Raw genomic sequence first — 23,646 nt, forward strand, 5'->3', positions numbered from 1 at the left:
AGTGATGATGAGAGACGTAGCGTACGCACAAAGCGAGGCCCAGAGGATGCTGAACCTGCTCCTGACCCCGGAGCACGAGGTTCCGGCGGCGGAGCGCGAAAAGATCGAGCAGGAGACCGTGGAGAACTTCGCCAACCACATCAACAAGGGGTGGCTCAAGTACAGAAAATCGATGACCGAGGCGGGCGACTACGCCTCCGTCGAGTGGACCGGGCAGGGTTCCGTCCTCACCGACACCCGCGGCCGCGAGTTCATCGACGTTCTCGGCGGCTTCGGGCTCTACTCCGCCGGGATCAGGCATCCCAAGATCGTCGCCGCCGCCAAGGCGCAGCTCGACCGCAGCCCCCAGTACAGCCAGGAGATGCTCGACCCCCTGCGCGCGCACCTGGGCAAGGTGCTCGCCCACCTGCTCCCCGGCGACATCCAGTACGGCTTCTTCATCAACTCCGGCACCGAGGCGGTGGACGGCGCCATGAAACTCGCCAAACTCTACACCGGCAAGGCCGGTTTCATCTCCACCGAGCGCGCCTTCCACGGCAAGACCCTCGGCCCGCTCACCCTTATGGGGAAGGCGACGTACCGCGAGCCGCTTTTGCCGCTTCTGGGCAACGTGCGCCACGTCCCCTACGGCGACGCCGCGGCTGTGGAGAAAGCGATACAGTCGGCGCACCAGGTCGGCGACGGCATCGCCGCCATGATCGCCGAGCCGATCCAGGGGGAGGCGGGCGCCATCATCCCGCCGGACGACTACTGGCCGAAACTGAGGGAGATCTGCGACAAGTACGGCGTGCTCCTCATCGCCGATGAAGTCCAGACCGGCCTGGGCCGCACCGGCACCCTCTTCGGGGTGGACCACTGGAACGTGGTGCCCGACATCATCTGCCTGGGCAAGGCCCTGGGCGGCGGCGTCATCCCCTGCTCCGGTTTCTTCGCCAGCAAGAAGGTGTGGGAATGCATGGAACCGAACCCCTTCATGCACTCCACCACCACCGGCGGCAACCCGATCGCCTGCGCGGCGGCGCTCGCCTACATCAACGTGATGCTGGAAGAGAATCTGCCGCGCCAGGCTGCCGAGAAAGGGGAGTACATCCTCTCGAAACTGGAGGGACTGAAGGCGAAGTACCCGCAGGTGCTGAAGGAAGTGCGCGGCAAGGGTCTCCTGATCGGCATGGACTTCTCCACCGACGAGATGGGGTGGCAGGTCGCCTCGGGCATGTTCACCCGCCGCGTGCTGACCGCCGGCACTTTCAACAACGCGAAGAGCATCAGGATCGAGCCTGCCCTCACCATCAGCTACGAGTTGATCGACGAGATGCTGGTCAGGCTCGAAGACGTCTTCAGGAGCATCGAAAGCGAACTCTAGCCCGCAGCGCCCGGGAAGAGCCGGAGCGGAAGCAGGGTGGGACCAGGGCTGAGTCGGCCACGAAGGATGCCGTAGAACTCTTCCCCCCCCCTTTTTGCGAAGGGGGGGAAGTGCTCTACGGCCGACGAATAGCAGATACAATGGAAATCCCGTATGAACCAGTAAAAGGGGGTGTCGCTAATGCGCGCCCCCTTCTTCGGTAATGGCCACTTTGCCGCCATAAACTTCAACCTCTGCCTCAAAGGTGAACCACCATGATCTCCGTACTCTGCGGTCTCGCCACGGCCTTTTGCTGGGGGACCTGCGACTTCATAGGCGGCACCAGCAGCCGCCGTGCCGGAGCCTTTGCCATGACCTTGGCCACCATCGCCACCGGTCTCACCCTGCTGGTCCCGGCGGCCCTTCTGGTGCCGGAACCTCCCGCCACGGCATCGGGCTGGGCGCTGTGCATGCTTGCCGGCGGTTTCGACGCACTCGGCATCCTGCTTTTGTACCGATCCATGACCATTGGCCGCCTGAGCCTCGCCGCTCCATTGTCCGCGCTCACCGCGGCGGCCCTGCCGGTCATGGTCGGTATGGCCACCCAGGGTGTTCCCGACGGGAAGGTGTTGGCCGGGCTGGCGCTTGCCCTTGTTGCGGTGTGGTTTCTTTGCCGGGAAAAGACGGAGGGGCCGGTAGAACCGCTCAAGCCGATCCACGTCTGGCTGCCGCTGCTTTCCGGAAGCTGCCTGGGGCTTTTCCTGGTCCTCATGCATAGCGCGAGCGGCGGCGCGGTGCTCTGGCCGATGGTAGCGGTCCGCTGCGGTGGTGTCCTGGTGCTGCTGCTGTTTCTGGCTGTCGGGAAACAGGGCGTCGGCGAGTGGGGCGCGCTCCCCTGGCGGTTGGTCCTTCTCAACGGCTTTCTCGACGTTGCCGGCAACGGGTTTTACATCGTGGCGGGGCAGTCGGGGAGGATGGACGTTGCAGCGGTACTGAGTTCCCTCTTCCCGGGGGCCACCGTCTTTTTAGCCTGGCTGATACTGAAGGAAAGGGTTTCGCGGCTGCAGATGGGGGGGATTGCGACGGCCCTGGCTGCGATCGCACTTTTAACCTGAAGTCGAGGTGGGACAAGGGGGGGTTATCCCCCCGAGATCTGCGGGAGCAGGGCGATGGTGTCGCCCTCCTGCAGTACGTGGTCCAGAGGAACTGGTGCGCCGTTGACCAGGATTACGCCCGGTCCGGGCTCGTTGAACCTGAGGTCAGCGATGCCTGCCCGCACCGAGGTGCCGGGAGCATACTCGCGCACGGCCACCTTGAACCTTCCGATGCGGTAGTGAGCGAAAAGCTTGATGGTTACTTTCATGCACCCTCCCGATGCTGAAGCGGCGCGGCCGGCAGGAGGTCCCCGCCGACCGCGTGCGGGACTATCCCCTCAGCTCCTGCAGGGATTCCTCAAGGATGGACATGCCGCGTTCCAACTCGGCGTCGGTGATAACCAGCGGCATCAGGGTACGGATGACGTTGCCGTGGTTGCCGCAGGAAAGGACCACCAGGCCCTTGTCGTAGCAAAGGCTTACCAGCTTCTTCGCCTCGGCCGCCGCCGGCTCCCTGGTCTCACGGTCGCGCACCAGCTCCAGCGCCAGCATCGGCCCCTTGCCGCGCACCTCTCCGATGATCTCGTAGCGCTTTTGCATTTCGTCGAAGCGGGCGCGCATCTTCACGCCGAGCTCCTCGGCCCGTTCCAGCAGGCCATCCTCGGTGAAAATCTCCAGCACCGCCTGGGCCGCGGCCAGGGCGATTGGGTTCCCGCCGTAGGTCCCTCCGAGCCCCCCCACGTGAGGCGCGCTCATCACCTCGGCCCGTCCGGTCACCGCGGAGATGGGGAGACCGCCCCCGAGACTCTTGGCAGTGGTGACCAAGTCAGGAACGACACCCCAGTGGTCGATGGCGAACAGCTTGCCGGTGCGCCCCATTCCGGTCTGCACCTCATCGATGATCAGCATGATGCCGTGTTTGTCGCAGATCTGGCGCAGCCTGGGGAAGTATTCGGGCGGCGGCGTGACGAAGCCCCCCTCCCCCTGGATAGGTTCGGCGATGACCGCCGCAGTCTTCTCGGCGGCGACGTGGCTTATGAAGAATTCTTCCAGGTGCTCGGCGCAGGCCGTGTTGCAGCTGGGGTGCTTGAGCCCGAAGGGGCAGCGGTAGCAGTAGGCGTAGGGCATCCGGTACACTTCCGGCGCGAAGGGCCCGAAACCGAGCTTATACGGCTTCACCTTGCTGGTAAGGGTCATGGTGAGGTTGGTGCGTCCGTGGAAACCGTTCTCGAAAGCGATAACCGAGGGGCGCCCGGTGGCGTGGCGGGCGATCTTGATGGCGTTCTCCACCGCCTCCGCCCCGGAGTTGAGAAAGATGGTCATCTTGTCCCCATCGCCGGGCGCCAGTTCGTTCAGCCTTGCCGCGAGGTCGACGTAGAGGTCGTAGGGAACGATGTGGAAGCAGGTGTGCAGGAACTTCTCGGCCTGGTCCTTCACAGCGGCGACGACCTTGGGATGGCAGTGCCCGACGTTGGCAACGCCGATCCCACCGGCGAAGTCAATCAGTTCACGCCCCTCGGTATCAACGATAATGGCGCCGCGGGCCTCCTTAACGTAAGACGGGGACAGGACGCTCACCCCGGGTGGAACATGCTTGTTACGCAACGCTTGCGAGACTTCTCTGGTTCTCATCGATTCTGACTCCTTTGACTAAAGATGATGGCACGCGCGCCCGGTGCATGCCGCCGGGCACCAGGTAACCAGCGTTATCAAGGAACGTACCAAACACCCCCTGCCCAGTCCCCCCCCCTCTTTAGACCGTTTTCCCCAGCGTTACAGCGCACAGCCCCCGGACCGCCCCACGAAGCCTCCAGGATGCGGTGATCGGGTGATGTAATGTTGCATCCGGGATGCACAGCGGCATCACCCCGCGCATCAGTGTTAGCCTCTTCTCAGGCAAGTCCTGCACGGCCGGGGCGGGTACCCGCAGCTCCGCCGGGAGGCCCGCCCGTCAACTGCGCCTGAAAAGGCGCAAATCTTCGCGCTTCCCGGATGAATTGCGCTCCTCAGTGCAGACCGTATACGGAACCGGCGCGAAACGTGAATACTACCGTGCGCCGTATTCCTTCTTGCATTTTTGATGCAGCTATGCATTTATTGACACATCATGGCCAAAAGCGCCGTGTCAGGAGACCCAGATGACCGTTATCGCCGATTTCGTGGGCGAATCCGCCCCCACCGCGGAGCAGCTTCACCAGGACGCTTTCAACGCAGCGCAGTACAACGCCATGGGCGACGGCATCATATCGGTTGATACCGCCGGGACGGTGCTGCTGTCCGACCGCGTCAGCCGGGTAAGCCTCGACATCTACCCGGGGAGTTCCCTGAGGGAACAGTTCCCTGCCCTGTGGAGTAAGGTGGTGGAGACCATGCGCGACCGCAGGCCCCGCTTCGAGTTGTCGGTGCAAAGGGGCGAAGCGAGCTTCCTGGTCACCGTGAGCCCGGTCATGGTCGATGACGAGGTCTCCGGCGCGATTTGCGTCTTCGTGGAAAATACCGATCTCGAGATCATGACCCGGCAGTTGCGCTCTTTCCGGGAGCTCACCAAGGAACTGGCGGCCATCATCGACTCCTCATCGGAGGGGCTCTGGGTTTTCGACGGCTACGGCGTGGTGCTGCGCATCAACCCGGCCGCCGAGCGCAACAACCGCGTCAAGAAGGAGGTCGTAGTCGGGCTCACCGCGCGCGAGCTGATCGAACAGGGATACATGGAGCGTTCGCCGGCACTGGAGGTGCTTGGCTCCAAGGGCGTGGTCAACATGCTGGTCAACGAGGGGAACCGGAAGCTGATCGTCACCGGCACGCCGGTCTTCGGCGACGAAGGGGGAATCATCAGGGTGGTGGTCTCGGAGCGAGACATCACCGAGATCGACAAGCTGCAGCGCGAGCTCGAGGACCAGGAGGCCATCAAGGGGCAATTCTGGCACCACATGCTTGAGCAGCAGCAGGCCGAGCTCGCCTCGCAGACCATCATCGCCAAGAGTCCGCGCATGATCACCGCCCTGCGTCAGGCGGTCAAGGTGAGCTCCGCAGACTCGACCGTATTGATCCACGGTGAATCCGGTGTCGGCAAGGGGCTCTTTGCCGACCTGATCCACAAGAACTCGAGCCGCAGCGCCAAGCCCATCATCAAGCTCAACTGTGGCGCCATCCCGGAGTCGCTCATCGAGTCGGAACTTTTCGGACACGAGCGCGGCGCCTTCACAGGCGCCCAGACGGCGAAGCCGGGCTACCTGGAACTCGCCGATAACGGCATCCTCTTCCTGGACGAGATAGCGGAACTCCCGCTCGCCTCCCAAGTGAAACTCCTGCGCTTTCTCGAGGACGGGCGGGTAACGAGGCTTGGCGGGACCACCGGGCGGACAGTCGACGTGCGCATCATCGCCGCCACCCACCGCGACCTGGAAAAGATGGTGGTGGAAAAAACCTTTCGCCTCGACCTCTATTACCGCCTCAACGTGATCCCGCTCTACATCCCGGCCCTGCGCGAGCGCCAGGAATGCCTGCTACCGCTCATCCGTCACTATATCGACTATTTCAGCCAGAAGGTCGGCAAGCAAAAGAGGCTGGCGCGCGCCGCCCTCGACGCCCTGCTCGCCTACGGCTATCCCGGCAACGTGCGGGAGTTGATGAACCTGTGCGAGCGACTGGTGGTCATGTCAGAGACCGAGGTGATCGACCTGCAGGACCTCCCGAAGCAGCTTTTCGGGAGCCCGGAAGAAAAGCCGCTGTCGCAGTCGGAGCAGACCCTGCCGGTGTGGCCCGTCGACATGACCCTGGAACAGATCCTGGAGAGCGTGGAACGATCGCTGCTGAGCGACGCCATGAAAGAGCACGGCAACCAGTACCGCATCGCGGAGGCACTGGGGATCAACCAGTCCACAGTGGCCCGCAAGCTAAAGAAATACGGCATCTCCTAGCTTCCCCAAAGCCCTCTACCCAAAGCGGCGGATGCCTCGCCGCATCCTTGATTCCGGTTTGCATCAAACAGGGGTTGGCGGCAACCGCCCCACCCCTCGCCCGTCACCCCGCAGTGCCCTGCGATTCCCCCTTCACAGCCTGAAGCGGCCCAACCGGGTGGCGAATAGTGGTTTTTTCCGCGCTCCTGCCGACAATCTCCCCTGGTTCCCGCCATCCGTATACGCATCTGGCACGCCTCGTGCTGACCATCCCGCCCAAAAGTCCCTCATTAGCAAATTACACATGCAGAGCAACCGTAAAAAACTGTTGTATCACCCAAAGGAGGAAGAGATGAGCAAAAGCGGTCTATTGGCAGCAGCGTTGGTACTGATGTTAGGTTCGGCGGTAATGGCGGCGGATGGCGACCCGCACGCGAAGGGGGAGGCGCCCGCCCTTCCGCCCGGGCCGAAGGTGAACGGCGACGCGTACATCGGGGTCATGAACAAATACCTGTTCCGCGGCAACCAGCTCAACGCGCACAGTTCCTTCGTCACCCAGGGAGGGATGGATCTTACCTACAACTCCTTCACCTTCAGCTACTGGTTCAACAACCAGAACCGCGCCAACGGGTATGCCAAGGCGAAGACCACCGAGAACGACGCCATCGTCAACTACGCCATCCCGGAGCTTCTGAAGGATGTCACCATCAACGTGGGCGCCCAGTACTTCTCGCTCGATGCGGCTGAGGATACCGCAGAGTTCTACGCGCGTGCCACCTACAGCACCCTCCTCAACCCGACCCTCGGGATCTACTGGGACTTCCTGGAGGCGCGCAACGACGGTCTCTTCTATACCGCCTCGGTCGCCCAACCCGTACCCCTCATCAACGAGAAGCTGACCCTGAACCTGGGCGCGCTGGTCTCCTACAACCAGCACAACCCAAGCGCCGCCTACACCGACCTCGATTCCCGCAGCGGCATCTACAGCGACTGGCACAACTTCGAACTCTCCGCCACCCTCGACTACAAGCCGTTAGACAATGTGACCATCACACCCTCCTATACCTTCTCCGATCACCTGAGCAGCAACGCCAAAAACGTCGGCATAGGTGCGAAAAACTGCTACGGCATCAAGGCCATGCTTTCCTTCTAAGTCGCCCGCCGATTTCCCAGGGGGGGTGCGCCCCCCCCTGCCCCTCCCTGCAACCCTCTGTCGTCCCCCTCCCTGCAGCATGCCGGCAAGCTCCTACGCACCCCAAATGCCCCGCTTCATGATCTCGGATGCAAAGACGCAGCAAAGATGCGGCAATGCATCCGAGGCGATGCCCAGGGGAATTGTTCGTCGCCCCGATCTTGGGTTCGTCCAGGGGGGGAGGAAAAAAAATCGCATTCACCGGGGGACCTCCTTTTGCAATTCACGTATACGAAATATCGTTTTATATCAGCCGTATACCCAAAAAGCGACGGGTCCCTCGGCAGTTGCGAGGAGGCTTTCCGTCGACTTCTCCAATTGCTAACGTTTGGGCATGGCATATCACGTGCAAAATTAGAATGCGATATCACATCGCATTTTGCAGCTCAAAGGAGATTTAGTGATGATGAGAGACGTAGCGTACGCACAAAGCGAGGCCCAGAGGATGCTGAACCTGCTCCTGACCCCGGAGCACGAGGTTCCGGCGGCGGAGCGCGAAAAGATCGAGCAGGAGACCGTGGAGAACTTCGCCAACCACATCAACAAGGGGTGGCTCAAGTACAGAAAATCGATGACCGAGGCGGGCGACTACGCCTCCGTCGAGTGGACCGGGCAGGGTTCCGTCCTCACCGACACCCGCGGCCGCGAGTTCATCGACGTTCTCGGCGGCTTCGGGCTCTACTCCGCCGGGATCAGGCATCCCAAGATCGTCGCCGCCGCCAAGGCGCAGCTCGACCGCAGCCCCCAGTACAGCCAGGAGATGCTCGACCCCCTGCGCGCGCACCTGGGCAAGGTGCTCGCCCACCTGCTCCCCGGCGACATCCAGTACGGCTTCTTCATCAACTCCGGCACCGAGGCGGTGGACGGCGCCATGAAACTCGCCAAACTCTACACCGGCAAGGCCGGTTTCATCTCCACCGAGCGCGCCTTCCACGGCAAGACCCTCGGCCCGCTCACCCTTATGGGGAAGGCGACGTACCGCGAGCCGCTTTTGCCGCTTCTGGGCAACGTGCGCCACGTCCCCTACGGCGACGCCGCGGCTGTGGAGAAAGCGATACAGTCGGCGCACCAGGTCGGCGACGGCATCGCCGCCATGATCGCCGAGCCGATCCAGGGGGAGGCGGGCGCCATCATCCCGCCGGACGACTACTGGCCGAAACTGAGGGAGATCTGCGACAAGTACGGCGTGCTCCTCATCGCCGATGAAGTCCAGACCGGCCTGGGCCGCACCGGCACCCTCTTCGGGGTGGACCACTGGAACGTGGTGCCCGACATCATCTGCCTGGGCAAGGCCCTGGGCGGCGGCGTCATCCCCTGCTCCGGTTTCTTCGCCAGCAAGAAGGTGTGGGAATGCATGGAACCGAACCCCTTCATGCACTCCACCACCACCGGCGGCAACCCGATCGCCTGCGCGGCGGCGCTCGCCTACATCAACGTGATGCTGGAAGAGAATCTGCCGCGCCAGGCTGCCGAGAAAGGGGAGTACATCCTCTCGAAACTGGAGGGACTGAAGGCGAAGTACCCGCAGGTGCTGAAGGAAGTGCGCGGCAAGGGTCTCCTGATCGGCATGGACTTCTCCACCGACGAGATGGGGTGGCAGGTCGCCTCGGGCATGTTCACCCGCCGCGTGCTGACCGCCGGCACTTTCAACAACGCGAAGAGCATCAGGATCGAGCCCGCACTCACCATCAGCTACGAGTTGATCGACGAGATGCTGGTCAGGCTCGAAGACGTCTTCAAGAGCATCGCCAAAGAACAATGATCTACTGCCGCGGCAGGGAGCCTTCCCGCCGCGGCTTTTTGTATACAGAGGAAACCATTTTTGTTATTTATTCCAATGAACGGAGAAGCCAATGACAGATCAAGTCAAAGAAGTGCATCTGTTGGAAACTGGATTTGAATCGTTCGACGACGGCGGCCTGAAGCGCGGGCTCAAGGACCGCCACGTCATGATGATCGCCCTGGGGGGCATCATCGGCTCAGCTTTCTTCCTCGGCACCGGTTCCATCGTCAAGGACGTCGGCCCCTCGGCTTTCATCACCTACGCCCTGGGCGGCCTCATCGTCTACCTGGTCATGATCGCCCTGGGCGAGCTTGCCGTTGCCATTCCCATTTCGGGCTCCTTCGTCACCTACGCCTCCGAATTCATCTCCCCCTCCTGGGCGGCCGGGGTCGGCTGGAGCTACGTCTTCAACTGGATGGCCTACATACCCGCGGAATGTATCGCGGGCGGCATCATCATGAAGACCTTCGTGCCAGGCACCAGCGAATTCATGTGGGCCGTCCTCTTCGGCATCGTCATCACGGTGGTCAATATTTCGCACGTCGAGGCCTTCGGCGAGATCGAGTTCTGGCTTTCCATCGTCAAGGTCATGGCCATCGTCGTCTTCTGCATCGTCGCCGTCCTCATCTATTTCAATGTAATCCCCAACCAGCATCCGGCCGGCCTCGGCACGACCTACCTCACCGGCAACGGAGGCATCTTCCCCAACGGTGGATTCGTGTTGCTGACCACCATGGTCATGCTCCTGGTCAACTTCCAGGGGGTGGAGATCATCGGACTTACCGCAGGCGAGGCGAAAGATCCCAGCAAGACCATCCCTACCGCGGTGCGCAGCATCACCATCAGGGTCATCATGTTGTTCATGGTCCCGGTGTTTCTGCTGGTGACCATCTTCCCGTGGGCCAATGCCGGCGTGGAGGGGGGCTCCGTCTTCGCCGCGGCACTTGAGCAGTACGGCCTGCACTGGGCCGCCGGCCTCTTCAGCTTCGTCGTGCTTACCGCCGCGCTTTCCTGCGCCAATTCCGGCCTGTACTCCACGGTCCGGGTTACCTGGGCCATGGCGCGCGAAGGTATGGCGCCGAAATTCCTGGGTGCCCTGAACAAGCACCAGGTACCTGGCAACGCCGCCCTCTTCGTCATCGCAGGCGTCTGGTTCTTCCTGGCGGGCTCCTACTTCTTCTCCGCCTCCAAGGTGTTCGTCGCCCTTTTGTCCATCTCCGGCTTCACCGGGACCATCGCCTGGATCTCCATCATCTGGTCGCAGATGAACTTCCGCAAGCGCCTGGTCGCCAACGGCTACAGCACCAAGGATCTCAAGTACGTGGCACCAGGCTTCCCCTACCTCGCGCACCTGGGCATCTGGAGCATGGTCGGCTGTCTGGTTTTCACCGCCTTCAACGAGACCCTGCGCATCGGCTTCTACGCCGGGGTTCCCCTGCTGATCCTGCCGATCATCATCCACAAGATGAGGAAGGTGGATCACGAGTTGCTGGCCAAGCTGCACAGCAAGGTACGTTTTGACGATCTCTTCAAGCCGCGCACCACCTGTGCTGTGGACTACGCAGCCGCCGAAACCGAGTAACACGTTCGCAGGAAAGGGCAGAAATTAAAAGGGCCTCCCGCACGGGAGCCCCTTTTTTCGTTCTTCTCCCGGCTGAAGGCGTGGAGCCTTGGGAACGTACGTCGATAAACGCTGCACCTCCCGCTGACCAAGCTTTGCAAAGGTTCGTCGATGAATTCCTGGTGTGCGGAAAGGGGCGCTTACGATGTGGCGCCCGCAAGCGAGAGTTCCCCCTTTGCGAAAGGGAGGAAGGGGATGCGGTCATTGTCGGGTCACATCTCTAAATGCCGCTTCGCATCAGGAGATGCAACCGGGCATGAATCGACCAAAAATAAAACTACAGAACATACGGCCACTTGCAGGACAATACATGGAGACACATCCTGCATTCCGCTCAACAAACCGCACGGGGTGCTCCGGAATGCACGACCGCATCTCATGCTGAGCACCCCGCCTTCAACGTGGCTGCCGCATCCCCCGCGCCGCTCCCGGGCGTAAAGGATAACCACTTAAAATTTCGCCATTTTACCGCCGGCCGCGGCTTCACGGCTTCACGGCGATCTCTCCCCCGTTTCAATCTCGGCGATGGCACACCTTATGCTGTTTACAGAAACGGGCGTCCTGGGACCACGTCACTCCGGTTCCGTTCCAGGTGTCCTGCAACGCTAGGCATCAAGGTGGCAGAGCTGCCATTTCATCCCGGCCACGGGCCGTACTAGGGGAGTTACCGATGGATATTGTTGATGACCGCATTTCGGGGAAGGTGCAGCGCGTCATGAAGCAGAACCGCTCTCTCGCCGACCGGAACCTCGCATGGATTCACTCCCGAATCCATCCCTATTTCTTCATCACCATGCAGGAGGAGATTGACGCCATCGCCATCCTGGCCGGCGGCCTGCACAACCTGTCCCGCAACCGACGCATGATCCTGGCAGACCGCGACCGGATGCTTATCCAGGCAGTGCTCAATCGCCCCGGGTCGCTGTACGAGACGCTGCGCACCCTCAAGGAACGCGAAATATCCTACGCTCATTTCGCCGTCTCCAACGGACCGCTCCCAGACTCGGAGCACCACCTGGAACTGCAACGCTTCGAATTCGACCGCAAGACCCCGCAGGAGGTCGCCGCGAGCACGGACAAGGCTCCCGTGGCCGTCAAACGCCGCATCGCGGCCGCTCTCAGGCGCGACTACCCGGGTTTCGACCACAAGAGGCTCGACTACCTCCTCAACATACTCTGGATCAACAACCAGGACTACGTCCGCATCTCTCCCGCCACGCGCGTGGCGCGTACGCTCGCGCTGTTCCAGCAGACCAGGAACAACGGCGGGGTCTACCTCGACGCCGAACCCGCCAACACCGGCGAAACCAGGCTCATGTTCGCGGTCGGCAACCCGCCCCAGCGCGACTTCCTGCAGCAGATCATGGAGGTTTTCAACCGCCTCGAAGTCAGCGTGAAGAGGGCCTACTGCCTCACCATCAGCAACGAGCTCCACCCCTACTTCCTGGGCAATTTCTACGTGACCACCCGCGACGGTGCGGAGGTGACCCGAGGATCCGAACTTTTCCTGCGGCTGCAGAGCGAGCTCTACAACACCCAGATCCTTTCCACCGCCTCCCCCTCCTACGCCGAGCTCGTGGTTAAGGGAGTGATGAGCGGCGAGGATGCGCTCCTGGTCAACGCCATGATCGGTTTTTGCCACACCAACCTGGCACACACCCATCCCGACAGCTTCGACCTGGAAGGAATCATGCGCGCCTTTCACAACCACCCGGACATCGCCCAGCAGTTGGTGAAGCTGTTCCGTGCCCGCTTCGATCCGGCCGTCGCGGACCGGGAGACCAACTATGCCGCTGTGCTCGCGGAAACCACGCGGGTCGTGGACAGCTACAACACCGGGCACGCCTTCCTGGACGAGTTCCGGCGCACCATCTTCCGTTGCGCCCTGCTCTTCATCCGCTACACGCTGAAGACCAACTTCTACGTGCTGGAGAAGAGCGCCCTCGCCTTTCGCCTCGACCCCGGCTACATGTCCGAACTGGAGCCCAAGTTCTCGGCGGACCTCCCCCCCGAGCGCCCGTTCAGGATCACCTATTTCCATGCCCGCTACGGGCTGGGCTACCACATAGGCTTCTCCGACATCGCCCGCGGCGGCTGGCGCACGCTGATCACCAACGGCCGCGACGATTACGTGACCTGCGCCAACTCGCTCTTCCGAGAAAACTACGTGCTCGCCCACACCCAGCACCTTAAGAACAAGGACATCTACGAGGGAGGGTCCAAGATGGTGGTCGTGCTGGACGCGGCCGGAATCCAGGACCGCGACCTGGTCACCCAGCGCCTGTACAAGCTGCAGTACTCGCTGATCAACGCCTTCCTGGACATCTTCGTGACCGAGAAGGGAAAAGCGAAGGACACGCGCGTGGTTGACTACTACGGCGAGGACGAGCCCATCGAACTCGGCCCTGACGAGAACATGCACGACGCCATGGTCGAGCTGGTGGCCGCCCAGTCGGTGCGCCGCGGCTATCTCCTGGGCATCGGAATCATGTCCAGCAAGAAGGTGGGCATCAACCACAAGGAATACGGAGTCACCTCTGCGGGAGTGATCCGGTTCGCCGAGATCACTATGGCCGAACTGGGGATCGACATGCACCGCGACCCGTTCTCGGTGAAGTTCACCGGCGGCCCCAACGGCGACGTTGCCGGAAACTCCATGCGCCTTCTGCTGGAACGGTGTCCCAAGGTGGCCATCCGGCTCGTCATCGACGGCACCGGCGCGCTCTACGACCCGGCCGGAGCCGACCGGGACGCACTGGGAAAGATCGTGCTGCAGGCGGACATCGACGCCTTCGACGCCAGCGCACTGCATCCGGGCGGCTTCATACTCTACCGCAATCGGACCCGCCGCGAAGGGATGAAGGAGCTCTACTGCAAGGTCGCGCGCGACCAGGAAGGGCTCAAGGAACTCTGGGTCTCCAATGACGAGTTCTACCGGGAGTACAACTCTCTGGTCTTCACCGTCGCGGCCGACCTTTTCATACCGGCCGGGGGCAGGCCGGAGACGGTCAGGGAGCATGACTGCGACCGCTTCTTCACCGGGGACGGCACCCCGCTCACCCGCGCCATCGTTGAGGGAGCCAACTCCTTCATCACGCCGAAGGCACGGGTCGAGCTGCAAAGGCGCGGCATCGTGCTTATGCGCGACGCCTCCGCCAACAAGTGCGGAGTCATATCCTCCTCCTACGAGATCATCGCCAACCTGCTCCTGTCCGAGAAGGAATTCCTTGAGCAGAAAGAGCCCTACGTGCGGGACGTGATCCGGATCCTGAACAAGAGAGCGGAGGACGAAGCGAGGCTCATCTTCCGCCGCCACCGCGAGGCAGGAGGCACTCAGCTCTTCACCGAGATCTCCGACGCCATCAGCACCGAGATCAACGCTCACTACGCCCAACTGTTCAACTTCTTCCAGAAAAACCCGCAGCTGTGTGACCGGCCGCTGTACCGGAAGGCGATCCTGGCGCACCTGCCGGGGATGCTCGCCGGCAAGCCCGCCTACCGGATGCGAACCAATGGACTGCCTCCCAAGTACAAGTACGCCATCCTCTCCAGCGAGATCGCCTCCTCCATGGTCTACCGCGGTGAAAAGGTGAATGACGGTTACCGGGAACTCCTAGAGGCCCACTTGAAGCGGCTCTCCGCCTGAGAAGCGGTCAAGTTTTTTTGCTGAACCGCAGCTTCGGCTCCGGACGCGGGCTGCACACACTACATCGAAGGAGAGAGGCAAAGATGCGCTTTAACACCACGACCCCGGGGAGCGATCCGTCGGCGGTGCTCTACAACCGCTGCACGGTCTCCCTGGGGAACGGAACCATAACCATGGAAGAGATTCCCTGCCGCAACCTCGAGGAGGTGCTGGGAGGCTTCGGAAGGTCTTTCCAGCTGCTGGCCAGTCGGCCGGTGCGTCAGGCGTACACACCGGAGAACCCGCTCATCTTGAACACGGGTCTGCTCACCGGCAGCAACGTGATGACCGGACTGCGCAGCTACTTTTCCGCCTACAGTCCGCTCAAGCAGTCCGGCAAAGGCCTCCCCGCCGCCATGTGGTCCGCGGCAAGCGGCAAGTTCGGCAGCAAGCTGAAGTGGACCGGGATCGACGAGGTGGTCTTCGAGGGGCGTGCCGACGCGCCTGTCTACGCCGTGTTCCGCGTGGGGGCGACCGGCCCGGAAGCGGAGCTCAAGCCCGCAGGACACCTGCTGGGGCTCAGCAGCCACGACAAGATCATGGCCCTGCAAAAGGAGTATCCCGGGGCGCATTTCGCGGCCATCGGCCCCGCGGGGGAAAAGTACGAACAGGTGCTGATGGGCGCGGTCGCGCTCAGCACGGAAAACCAGCTGAAATCGGGCGAGGACAAGTGCCGCTTCGCCGGTCGTGGCGGCATGGGGAGCCTGATGGGTTACAAGAACCTGCTCGCCATCGTCGCGCAGAGCGAGGACCGACTCCCGCCGATCTGCGCCGAGATGAGGGACGTGAACCGTGACGTGGTGAAGGCAGGCGGTTCCAGCCGGTTCCAGCCCTTGGCACAGGGGGGAGGAGGCGGGACCTGGGCCAACCTCGAGGTGCTGGACGTGTTCAAGGCGGTGCCGGAGAACAATTTCCGCTCCATAGCCGGCAAGGACATCGAGGGGCTCTACCGCGACAACGTGGAGAAGTCGCTCCACGTGCGCAGCGAGGCCTGCTTCCGCTGCGGGGTCCGCTGCCACAACAATCTCTACCGCAAAAACGAAGACGGCAGCCCGGGCGAGTTCATCGCCAAGTTCGACTTCGAACCATTGAACCTCTTCGGCACCAACCTGGGAATCCACGAGGGTGAGAAGGTCGCGGAATTGATCAGGCTGTGCGACAACCTGGCCATGGATGCCATCTCCCTGGGCACCACCATCGCCTACGTCCTCGACTACAACGCGCGCCACCCGGAACAGGCGATCCTCAACGGCGCCACCTTCGGTGACTACGACAAGGTGCGGGAGTTGGTGCTCGCGACCGGTGCGGGGAGCTGCGACCTCATCGGCCACGGCGTGCAGCGTCTCTCCACGCGTCTTGGCGAAACGGCCTACGCCATGCAGGTCAAGGGACTGGAACTCCCCGCCTACCTGCCGGAGACCAACCCCGGCTACGCCTTTGCGATCGCCGGCGGGCACATGTCCATGGGAACCCACATGATGTTCGCCAGGGAGGGAAAGGTCGGCATGGACGACTGGGTCCGTGCCATCACCCAGATGGGGCTGCTCCAGGTCGGCTACGACATGATCGGGCTGTGCAAATTCGTGGGGCTTGGCATGAGTCACGACTTCGTGGTGCGGGCAGTGAAGGCCGCGACCGGCCTCGAGGTCACCTCGGCTGAGATCGTTGCCGCTGTGCGCCGCGCCTACCTCAGGGGCCTCGCCCTGGAATTGCGCCAGGGATACCAGGACGACGAGTACACGCTGCCGCAGCAGGTCTTCAGCGACCCGAGCCCGAACATCGCCCTCCCCTGCTTCGTCACGCAGCAGTTCCTCGACGAGATGAAAATGAGAGTCTGGGATGCATTCAAACCCGAGATGGAAGGGCTCCTCGCCTGAACCAGTCGGGCAACCTATAACTAGCTAATGGAGGAACCATGATCACAGAAATGAAGACGGCATACCGTGTGGTGTCCGATACGCGGCTGGTCGAACTCAGGGCTCGCGAGGACCAGCTCTTTGCCCGGCGCACGCCCGTTTCCAAACAGACCTTCGCGCGCGCACACGAAATGCTCCTGAACGGGGTACCGATGCCGTGGATGGGTGACTGGGGCACCTCCCATCCCATATTCGTAAAGCAGGCGTGCGGCAACAGGATCATCGACATCGACGGCAACGAGTATCTCGACTTCTGCCTGGGCGACACCGGCGCCATGTTCGGCCACTCCCCGGAGCCGACCGCCGCCGCTGTTGCCGAGCAGGTGCGCCAAGGGATCACCACCATGCTCCCCTCCGAGAGCGCCCTGGCCATCGGCAGCGAGCTCGGACGCCGGTTCGGCCTCCCCTTCTGGCAGGTGGCCATGACCGCTACCGAGGCCAACCGCTACGTCCTGAGGATCTGCCGCGCGCTCACCGGCAGGCACAAGGTCCTGGTCATGAACGAGTGCTACCACGGCTCCATCGACGAAACCCTGCCACACATAGGCCCCACCGGAAAGCTGGAGCTCCGCTCCGACTTCGACATGAACCCCGGCATCCCCAAGGACGCGCTCACCCGCGTGGTCGAATTCAACGACATTCCCGCCCTGGAACGGGAACTCGCCCACGGCGACGTAGCCTGTGTCCTTGCCGAACCGGTCATGACCAACTGCGGTATGGTGCTCCCGGCGGAAGGGTACCACGAGGCGCTCAGGGAGCTGTGCACCAGGTACGGCTGCATCCTGATCATCGACGAGACCCACACCCTCTCGACGGGGCCCGGCGGCTACACCGCGGCCTACGGCCTCAAGCCCGATTTCGTCACACTGGGCAAGTCCATCGCCGGCGGTATCCCCGTCGCCGTGTACGGGTTCACCAGGGAGATCGCGGAGCGGATCAACACCTCGTTCGGCAAGAAGAGCGTCTCCGACCCGATGGGAATCGGCGGCACCCTGTCCGGCAACATGTTCGCCATCCGTGCCATGGAAGCCACCCTGAAACACGTTGCCACCGACGAGGCCTTCGAGCGGATGATCGCCGGGCAAAACCGGCTTTCCGACGGGCTCGACGCGGCCTTGAAACGGTACGACATCCCCTGGAGCGTTACCAGGAGCGGGGCGCGCTGCGAACTGCAGTTCATGCCGCGTCTGCCAAGGAACGGTTCCGAGGCCAAGGCGCAGTTCGACTGGGAGCTCATCTACTACACCCACCTCTACCTGGCCAACCGCGGGATACTGATCACCCCGTTCCACAACATGATGCTCATCCCACCCATGGCGACCGACGCCCAGATCGACACCCTGGTGCAGGTGTGGAGTGACTGCATGGCGGAGCTGTCCGCCCGCTAGCGCGGCAGTAGCTGCTGCAAAAAAAAGGGGGACCGCGCCGGCGGTCCCCCTTTTTACCCTTACCATCTCAGGTTCGACTACCCCAAATACTTATCCCTGAGCGCCACCTTGTTGATCTTGCCGACGCTGGTCTTGTCGATAACGTCGACGAACTTCACCTTGACCAGCACGACCTGCTTGCTGACTACCCCCTTGTCGGCGTACTGCCTGACGTGGTGGGAGATGTCCTTCTCGGTGATCTTCACCGCCGGCTTGGGCACCACGAGGGCCAACGGACGCTCGCCCCATTTCTCGTCGGCCCTGCCGATGACGGCCACCTCGGCCACGGCGGGATGGTGCGCGATGATGTCCTCGAGCTCCAGCGAGGAAACCCACTCCCCCGCCACCTTGATGACGTCCTTGCTCCGGTCGGTGATGCGCAGGTAGCCAAGCTCGTCCCGCACCGCGACGTCGCCGGTGTGCAGGTAGCCTCCCAGCCAGAGGCGCTCCGAGGCCTTGTGATCCTTCAGGTAGCCCTGGGTGAGCCACGGGGAGCGCACAACGACGTTGCCGGCACTGACGCCGTCGCGCGGCAACTCGTTGAGCTCGGCGTCGACCACGCGCAGATCCACGAGCGGCAGGGTGAGACCGGTCTTGCAGCGGATTTCCGCCTGTTCCTCGTGGGAGAGTTCCAGCATCTCGGGCGTCAGCTGCGAGATGGTGAGGATGGGGCACGTCTCGGACATGCCGTAGCCGGTAAAGACGTCGATGCCCGCCTTGAGCGCCTCGACGCAGAGGTTGCGCGACATGGCGGCGCCGCCAATGATGAGCTTCCACCCCTTGAGATCCATACGTGACGCGTGCGGGTGCTTCAGGAGCATGTGCAGGATGGTCGGCACGCAGTGCGAGAAAGTGACCCCTTCCCTCTCCTTCAGTTCCAGCAGGGTTTCCGGGAGGTAGCGCCCCGGGTAGACCTGCTTGAGCCCCAGCATGGTGGCGATGTAGGGGACGCCCCAGGCGTGGACGTGGAACATCGGCGTGATCGGCATGTAGACATCGTCGCGGTGCAGGCAGCCGTGCGCGGTGGCGGTACCGAGCGTGGTCATCAGCGCCATGGTGTGCAGCACGAGCTGCCGGTGGCTGAAATAAACCCCCTTGGGCATCCCCGTGGTGCCGGTGGTGTAGAAGGTGGTCGCGCGGGTGTTCTCGTCCAGGTCCGGGAAGTCGAACTCGGGCGAGCAGTCTGCCAGGAGCGACTCGTATTCTCCGGCGAAGGGGACGGTGTCGTCATCCTTCGCCTCCTCGTCGCTGATCAGGATATAGGTGCGCACGTTGTCGATCCTGCCGCGGATCTGTTCCAGGATGGGGAGAAACTCGGCATTCACCAGCAGCACGTCGTCCTCGGCGTGGTCGATGGTGTAGAGGATCTGTTCCGCGGAAAGTCGCACGTTGATGGTGTGCAGCACGGCGCCGATCATGGGGACGGCGAAGAAGAGTTCCAGGTAGCGATGGCTGTCCCAGTCCATCACCGCGACCGTCTGCCCGGGGCGCACTCCGAGGCGGGTCAGCATGTTGGCCGCCCGCCCGACCCTCTCCCTGAGCTGACGATAGTCGCCCCGGTAGAGGTCGCGGTAGACGATCTCCTGGTCCGGGTTGTCGACCACCGGGTAGAGCAGCATGTTCTTGATCAGCAACGGGTAGTCGTACGCGGACTGGGTACGGGGTATCAGCAAATCACTCATTTATGGCCTCCTCGTTGAAGCAATGGTTAAACCTTCTGGCAGTCGTCAAGGAACGTCTGCAGCACCCCTTCCTCGACCCCGGCCAGTGCCGCGATGCGGGACAGGCGCGGGAAGGACCACAGGGTACGCCCCTCGGCGAGACGCTGGCCGGCGGCGTCGTAGATCGCCATGACCACCTCCGCCTCCGGCGGATCGAAGGTGAGCACCTGCCCAACCACCTTGATTTCGGTGCCGGTGGCGACCGGTCTCAAGAAGCGGACCGTGATCTCGCGGGTCACCCCGAGCCTGCCGTGGCGGGCGAAAAGCGCGTAGGCGGCGGCCTCGTCCATCAGCGCCGAGATGATCCCGCCGTGCACCATGCCGTCGAAACCGCAGTAACTCGCGGGGACGGTGGTAAGGCAGGCGACGCCGTCAGCGGTATGGTGGAAGCGAAGCCCGAGGCCGTGGGGATGCCCTTCGGAGCAGACAAAGCAGGAGCCGGGCCAGCGTCCCTGTACCGGCGGCAGGTTAAGAACGGACGCATGATGGTCCGCGTTGCAACACTCGTTCATAGATCCCTCCTGGCGAAAATCATGATTCAGTTCAGCTCTCAGCACCTCATGCAGCGCACGTTCCCCTTTTCACCCCAGCGCCGCAGCGCCTGGTGCAACTGCTCCATCCCCTCTTCCATGGACCTGGCCAGGGCGAAGCGGAACAACGGCGCCAGCATGCCGCGAAACTCGGAGTCCAGCCGCACCTTAAGGCGCTCGGTAGCGACGGGCTCGATGCGGCAGGAAAAGGCCCAGACGAGGAAAGGCCATCCCAGAAAGGTGCTGTGCCACGAGAGCACCCCATCCCCGTTGCCGTCCAGGGTCGCCTGCACGGTAAAGGGGTCGATGCCGGGGAGATGCACCACGATCTCGTGCCCCTCCCCTACCGTCCCGGGCCCGGTGAGCTTCGGGAACAGCGGGTTCCACTGCGGGTACAGGGAAAAGTCGCTAAGGAGTTCCCATACCCTCTCCCTGGTCGTCTGCAGAACTGTTTCGGTGTGAAAAGGTTTCATGACGCCCCTCAGCCTGGTCCAGTCACAAGACCAGCAACTTTACTATTTTTCCGATCCGGATGCCATACCTGTTTGTATACGACAGTCAAAAAGTTCATCAGGGCAAACAAAAAGCCACCCTTTTTGGGGGCGGCTTTGCGCAGTTATACTGTTTGGGGTGAGGCTACCTTTGGAAGAGAGATCCTTTTTGGATCTGGTTCTTGCGAATCTCGTACTCTCGTCTGTCGATTCTGCCGGCTCTGTAGTCAGCGTCCAATTGCTCCATCTGCCGATGGGCGCTGTATTCATAAGCACCGACGCCTACCGCCGCGCCGCCCAGGGCGCCGCCGACCGCGCTCCCTTCACGGGAGGCACACCCGGAGGCGAACGCACTCAACACCATGCTGATAATAAGAAGTATCCTTTTCATCGCTGCACTCCTTTGGTCGTAGTAGCGGGCACATCGCCCAGACCAGAATAGCACAGCGTTAAAATTTTCACATCATATCCTCGCTAGGGCTCCTTACCCGCCGGGGGGAGTTCAGGCGCCGGCTCGCCACGGAACGTCCAGTACAGGAACCACAGGGATGGAACCAGTACGGCGGCACCGACGGGAAGGACGGTGAGATAGGCAATGAGCGTACTGCGAGGTGCGGCGGCGGCGCGCAGGGGCAGCTCCTGTATGATGAGATCGGGATGGAGCGCGGCCGCGAATCCGGCCAGGGTAAGGACGACGGTAACGCCGGTCATCACTTGCGCCAGACGGAAGCGCCTCAACAGCAGCAAAAGCTGCGTGGTGACGCCGGCCAGTACCGCGAGGATCACGCAGAGCATCGGCCAGGAGCCGAGCAACCGGTGGGAGAACTCGGGCGCGGTCTGCAGGGCCAGCGGGATCATCACCGCCGTCACCACACCGAGGGCCACGCCGGCGGCTATCGAGGCGTTGCGGAAATCCTCCTGGAGCGCGCCCTTCACCCGGACCGTCATGTACACCGGTGCAAGGTAGGCACAGATGCAGAGCCCGATCACCCCACCCATCACGGTGAAGGGGTTGAACCAGATGCCGGTTCCGGTGGAAACTACGTCGTTCTCAATGGTAATGCTGCCGGCAGCAGTCGCCGACACGGCCATGCCCAAGGCAAAGGGGGTGAGCACGCTGGCGATCTCGAAAACCCGCGCGCTGAAGGGCACCTCCCGCCCGGATGCCCTGCCGTAGTGGCGAAAGGCATAGGCGGCGCCCCGGAAGTTGATACCGACCAGGGCGACCACCAGCGGTGTCATGAGCGCGATGAACAAAGCGGCAAAACCGGCGGGAAAGGCGGTAAACAGCGTCACCACGACAAAGATAAGCCAGACATGATTCGTCTCCCACACGGGACCGATGGCATTGAAAAGCGCCTCTCGCTGTTCCCGGGCCCGGGGCCCGAACGCCAGCGCAGTCCAGATGCCTCCACCGAAGTCGGCGCCGCCGAACAGAGCGTACAGCACCAGGGCCAGAGCTGCCACCAGCGCGGCCAGCGATACCGGATCAGGCATGTTCCACCTCCTTCCCTTCCCCCCCGTGGCGCCCCTGGTGACGCAACAGGAGTTTCAGCATCCCGGCAGTCAGACAGAGATAGACCACGACGAAGGTGATGAACACCGAGACCACTCCGCCGTTGGGAGTAACCGACTGCGAGGTGCGCAGGTATCCCTGCACGACCCAGGGCTGCCGGCCAAACTCGGTCACCAGCCATCCGCTCTCAAGCGCGATGATGCCGAAGGGAGAGGCGAACATGAGATACTTCAGCAAGCGCGGTTGATCCGGCACCTCTTTTTGGCGCCAGCGCAGCCACCAGAACCAGCCCAGGCCGATCCCCATGACGAAGAAGGATCCGACCATCAGGTCGAAGAAGGGATGCACCAGCCTCGGGTCGGGCGTCGTCCCTTGCGGGAAGGCGTCGAGCCCCTGCACCACGGCGTTGGGATCGTCGTGGGCGAGAATACTCAATAGCTTCGGGATGCGCACGGCATACCGGACCCGCCCCGTGTCCGGGTCCGGCCACCCGCCTATCACCAGCGGGGCTGCTGCCGAGGTCTTGAAATGCGCCTCCATCGCCGCCAGCTTCGCCTTCTGGAACTTGGCGACGGAATCTGCCGCCCAGTCGCCCGTTACCAGCATGAGCGGCGCCGTCACCGCCGCCACCGAAAGTGACAACGAGAGCGCCTTTTTCGCCTCGACCGCACCCCTACCCTTGAGGACCATGGCAGCGTAGTAGCCGGCAATGGCAAAGGAAGTGGCGACGTAGGCGGCGAGAGTTCCGTGCAGCGCCTCGTGCGGCCATGCCTCGTTGGCGAATGCCCGCAGCGGCAGCACGTCCGATGGCGAACCGTTCACCATCTGGAAGCCGGAGGGTGTGTTCATCCAACCGTTGGCGCTGATTACGAAGATGGCGGAGATGGACGCGGCGAGGGTGAGGGGTATGGTGCAAAGGAAAAGAGCGCGCCTGGAAAGCCGTCGTTCACCGTAAAAGTACAGGGAGAGAAAGATCGCCTCGGTGAAGAAGGCGAAACCTTCCATGGAAAAGGCGAGGCCGATCATCGCGCCGCTGAAGGCCATGAAGCGAGGCCAGAGCAGACCAAGTTCAAAGGAGAGGATGGTCCCGGAAACCGCGCCGATGGCAAACACGACCCCGGCCGGCAGCACCCAGCGCCTGGCGATCCGGTGCCAGCTCTCATCGCCGGTTTTCAGCGCCAGTCCTTCGGCGAGCATGAGCAGGAGCGGCAGACCGATGCCCATGGTGGCGTAGATGATATGGAAGACAAAGGATACACCCATGAGGGCCCGGGCGGCGAGAAGGTTGTCCATGCTGCCTCCGCTAGATAGATTAGAAGCAGCTTAAGTGTGCTAATCGGAGAGGAGTTGTCAAGAAGTTGGTACGTGCACGATGCAAAGTACGCGCACGACGCAAATTGTACGCGCATGTTTCAAGTTGGTACGGGCA

Annotated in this window: 17 protein-coding genes; 9 read left to right on the forward strand and 8 right to left on the reverse strand. The window is 62.5% G+C overall.

Annotated elements, in window-relative coordinates; translation table 11 throughout:
• Nucleotides 1–1,363, forward strand: a 1,363-nt coding sequence (locus KOL99_RS05055) for a putrescine aminotransferase (protein WP_216509407.1), incomplete at its 5' end; no start/stop codon positions are given.
• Between the two features lie 254 nt (nucleotides 1,364–1,617).
• A complete protein-coding gene (locus KOL99_RS05060; protein WP_216509408.1) occupies nucleotides 1,618–2,457 on the forward strand; it encodes an EamA family transporter in 840 nt (279 codons plus the stop codon).
• A gap of 23 nt (nucleotides 2,458–2,480) precedes the next feature.
• Here KOL99_RS05060 and KOL99_RS05065 read toward each other — a convergent pair whose 3' ends face one another.
• Entirely contained in the window at nucleotides 2,481–2,705 is a 225-nt protein-coding gene (locus KOL99_RS05065) for a MoaD/ThiS family protein (RefSeq protein ID WP_216509409.1), read from the reverse strand.
• Between the two features lie 61 nt (nucleotides 2,706–2,766).
• Nucleotides 2,767–4,068, reverse strand: a complete 1,302-nt coding sequence (gene gabT, locus KOL99_RS05070) for a 4-aminobutyrate--2-oxoglutarate transaminase (protein WP_216509410.1) — start codon at nucleotides 4,066–4,068, stop codon at nucleotides 2,767–2,769.
• A gap of 506 nt (nucleotides 4,069–4,574) precedes the next feature.
• Between gabT and KOL99_RS05075 the strand changes: the two genes are divergently transcribed.
• From KOL99_RS05075 to KOL99_RS05105, 7 genes are all read left to right on the forward strand, one after another.
• A complete protein-coding gene (locus tag KOL99_RS05075; RefSeq protein ID WP_216509411.1) occupies nucleotides 4,575–6,356 on the forward strand; it encodes a sigma 54-interacting transcriptional regulator in 1,782 nt (593 codons plus the stop codon).
• 331 nt (nucleotides 6,357–6,687) lie between these two features.
• Complete coding sequence (locus tag KOL99_RS05080; protein WP_216509412.1) at nucleotides 6,688–7,488, forward strand: TonB-dependent receptor; 801 nt, start codon at nucleotides 6,688–6,690, stop codon at nucleotides 7,486–7,488.
• A gap of 442 nt (nucleotides 7,489–7,930) precedes the next feature.
• A complete protein-coding gene (locus KOL99_RS05085; RefSeq protein WP_216509413.1) occupies nucleotides 7,931–9,289 on the forward strand; it encodes a putrescine aminotransferase in 1,359 nt (452 codons plus the stop codon).
• Between the two features lie 91 nt (nucleotides 9,290–9,380).
• Nucleotides 9,381–10,892 carry an amino acid permease gene (locus KOL99_RS05090; protein WP_216509414.1) on the forward strand — a complete coding sequence of 504 codons (1,512 nt, stop codon included), beginning with the start codon at nucleotides 9,381–9,383 and terminating at the stop codon, nucleotides 10,890–10,892.
• Nucleotides 10,893–11,646: 754 nt separating this feature from the next.
• On the forward strand, nucleotides 11,647–14,577 hold the full coding sequence (locus KOL99_RS05095; protein ID WP_236025919.1) for an NAD-glutamate dehydrogenase domain-containing protein: 2,931 nt from the start codon (nucleotides 11,647–11,649) through the stop codon (nucleotides 14,575–14,577).
• An 83-nt stretch (nucleotides 14,578–14,660) separates the two neighbouring features.
• Nucleotides 14,661–16,493: an aldehyde ferredoxin oxidoreductase C-terminal domain-containing protein gene (locus KOL99_RS05100; protein ID WP_216509416.1), complete on the forward strand. Its 1,833-nt coding sequence runs from the start codon at nucleotides 14,661–14,663 to the stop codon at nucleotides 16,491–16,493.
• A gap of 38 nt (nucleotides 16,494–16,531) precedes the next feature.
• Complete coding sequence (locus KOL99_RS05105) at nucleotides 16,532–17,920, forward strand: aspartate aminotransferase family protein (RefSeq protein WP_216509417.1); 1,389 nt, start codon at nucleotides 16,532–16,534, stop codon at nucleotides 17,918–17,920.
• Nucleotides 17,921–17,997: 77 nt separating this feature from the next.
• On the opposite strand, the gene KOL99_RS05110 is transcribed toward KOL99_RS05105, so the two are convergent.
• The 6 genes from KOL99_RS05110 to KOL99_RS05135 form a co-directional block, all read right to left on the reverse strand.
• Nucleotides 17,998–19,641 (reverse strand): fatty acid--CoA ligase, encoded by a 1,644-nt coding sequence (locus KOL99_RS05110; RefSeq protein WP_216509418.1) that lies wholly within the window; start codon nucleotides 19,639–19,641, stop codon nucleotides 17,998–18,000.
• 26 nt (nucleotides 19,642–19,667) lie between these two features.
• Entirely contained in the window at nucleotides 19,668–20,192 is a 525-nt protein-coding gene (locus KOL99_RS05115) for a PaaI family thioesterase (protein ID WP_216509419.1), read from the reverse strand.
• 38 nt (nucleotides 20,193–20,230) lie between these two features.
• On the reverse strand, nucleotides 20,231–20,683 hold the full coding sequence (locus KOL99_RS05120) for an SRPBCC domain-containing protein (protein ID WP_216509420.1): 453 nt from the start codon (nucleotides 20,681–20,683) through the stop codon (nucleotides 20,231–20,233).
• Nucleotides 20,684–20,846: 163 nt separating this feature from the next.
• Entirely contained in the window at nucleotides 20,847–21,092 is a 246-nt protein-coding gene (locus KOL99_RS05125; RefSeq protein WP_216509421.1) for a hypothetical protein, read from the reverse strand.
• Nucleotides 21,093–21,175: 83 nt separating this feature from the next.
• The gene (locus KOL99_RS05130; protein ID WP_216509422.1) at nucleotides 21,176–22,198 is read right to left on the reverse strand and encodes a cytochrome d ubiquinol oxidase subunit II; all 1,023 of its coding nucleotides are present in this window, start codon (nucleotides 22,196–22,198) and stop codon (nucleotides 21,176–21,178) included.
• Nucleotides 22,191–23,510, reverse strand: a complete 1,320-nt coding sequence (locus tag KOL99_RS05135) for a cytochrome ubiquinol oxidase subunit I (RefSeq protein ID WP_216509423.1) — start codon at nucleotides 23,508–23,510, stop codon at nucleotides 22,191–22,193. Before KOL99_RS05135 ends, KOL99_RS05130 begins: the two co-directional genes overlap by 8 nt.
• Between the last annotated feature and the right edge of the window lie 136 nt (nucleotides 23,511–23,646).

Origin of the sequence: Geomonas azotofigens, assembly GCF_018919395.1 — a bacterium.
GTDB lineage: Bacteria > Desulfobacterota > Desulfuromonadia > Geobacterales > Geobacteraceae > Geomonas > Geomonas azotofigens.

What these genes read in the sequence shown, in the direction of transcription:
- KOL99_RS05060 (WP_216509408.1), top strand. Translation starts at nt 1,618, where the DNA reads ATGATCTCCGTACTCTGCGGTCTCGCCACGGCCTTTTGCTGGGGGACC.
- KOL99_RS05065 (WP_216509409.1), bottom strand. Translation starts at nt 2,705, where the DNA reads ATGAAAGTAACCATCAAGCTTTTCGCTCACTACCGCATCGGAAGGTTC.
- gabT (WP_216509410.1), bottom strand. Translation starts at nt 4,068, where the DNA reads ATGAGAACCAGAGAAGTCTCGCAAGCGTTGCGTAACAAGCATGTTCCA.
- KOL99_RS05075 (WP_216509411.1), top strand. Translation starts at nt 4,575, where the DNA reads ATGACCGTTATCGCCGATTTCGTGGGCGAATCCGCCCCCACCGCGGAG.
- KOL99_RS05080 (WP_216509412.1), top strand. Translation starts at nt 6,688, where the DNA reads ATGAGCAAAAGCGGTCTATTGGCAGCAGCGTTGGTACTGATGTTAGGT.
- KOL99_RS05085 (WP_216509413.1), top strand. Translation starts at nt 7,931, where the DNA reads ATGATGAGAGACGTAGCGTACGCACAAAGCGAGGCCCAGAGGATGCTG.
- KOL99_RS05090 (WP_216509414.1), top strand. Translation starts at nt 9,381, where the DNA reads ATGACAGATCAAGTCAAAGAAGTGCATCTGTTGGAAACTGGATTTGAA.
- KOL99_RS05095 (WP_236025919.1), top strand. Translation starts at nt 11,647, where the DNA reads ATGAAGCAGAACCGCTCTCTCGCCGACCGGAACCTCGCATGGATTCAC.
- KOL99_RS05100 (WP_216509416.1), top strand. Translation starts at nt 14,661, where the DNA reads ATGCGCTTTAACACCACGACCCCGGGGAGCGATCCGTCGGCGGTGCTC.
- KOL99_RS05105 (WP_216509417.1), top strand. Translation starts at nt 16,532, where the DNA reads ATGATCACAGAAATGAAGACGGCATACCGTGTGGTGTCCGATACGCGG.
- KOL99_RS05110 (WP_216509418.1), bottom strand. Translation starts at nt 19,641, where the DNA reads ATGAGTGATTTGCTGATACCCCGTACCCAGTCCGCGTACGACTACCCG.
- KOL99_RS05115 (WP_216509419.1), bottom strand. Translation starts at nt 20,192, where the DNA reads ATGAACGAGTGTTGCAACGCGGACCATCATGCGTCCGTTCTTAACCTG.
- KOL99_RS05120 (WP_216509420.1), bottom strand. Translation starts at nt 20,683, where the DNA reads ATGAAACCTTTTCACACCGAAACAGTTCTGCAGACGACCAGGGAGAGG.
- KOL99_RS05125 (WP_216509421.1), bottom strand. Translation starts at nt 21,092, where the DNA reads ATGAAAAGGATACTTCTTATTATCAGCATGGTGTTGAGTGCGTTCGCC.
- KOL99_RS05130 (WP_216509422.1), bottom strand. Translation starts at nt 22,198, where the DNA reads ATGCCTGATCCGGTATCGCTGGCCGCGCTGGTGGCAGCTCTGGCCCTG.
- KOL99_RS05135 (WP_216509423.1), bottom strand. Translation starts at nt 23,510, where the DNA reads ATGGACAACCTTCTCGCCGCCCGGGCCCTCATGGGTGTATCCTTTGTC.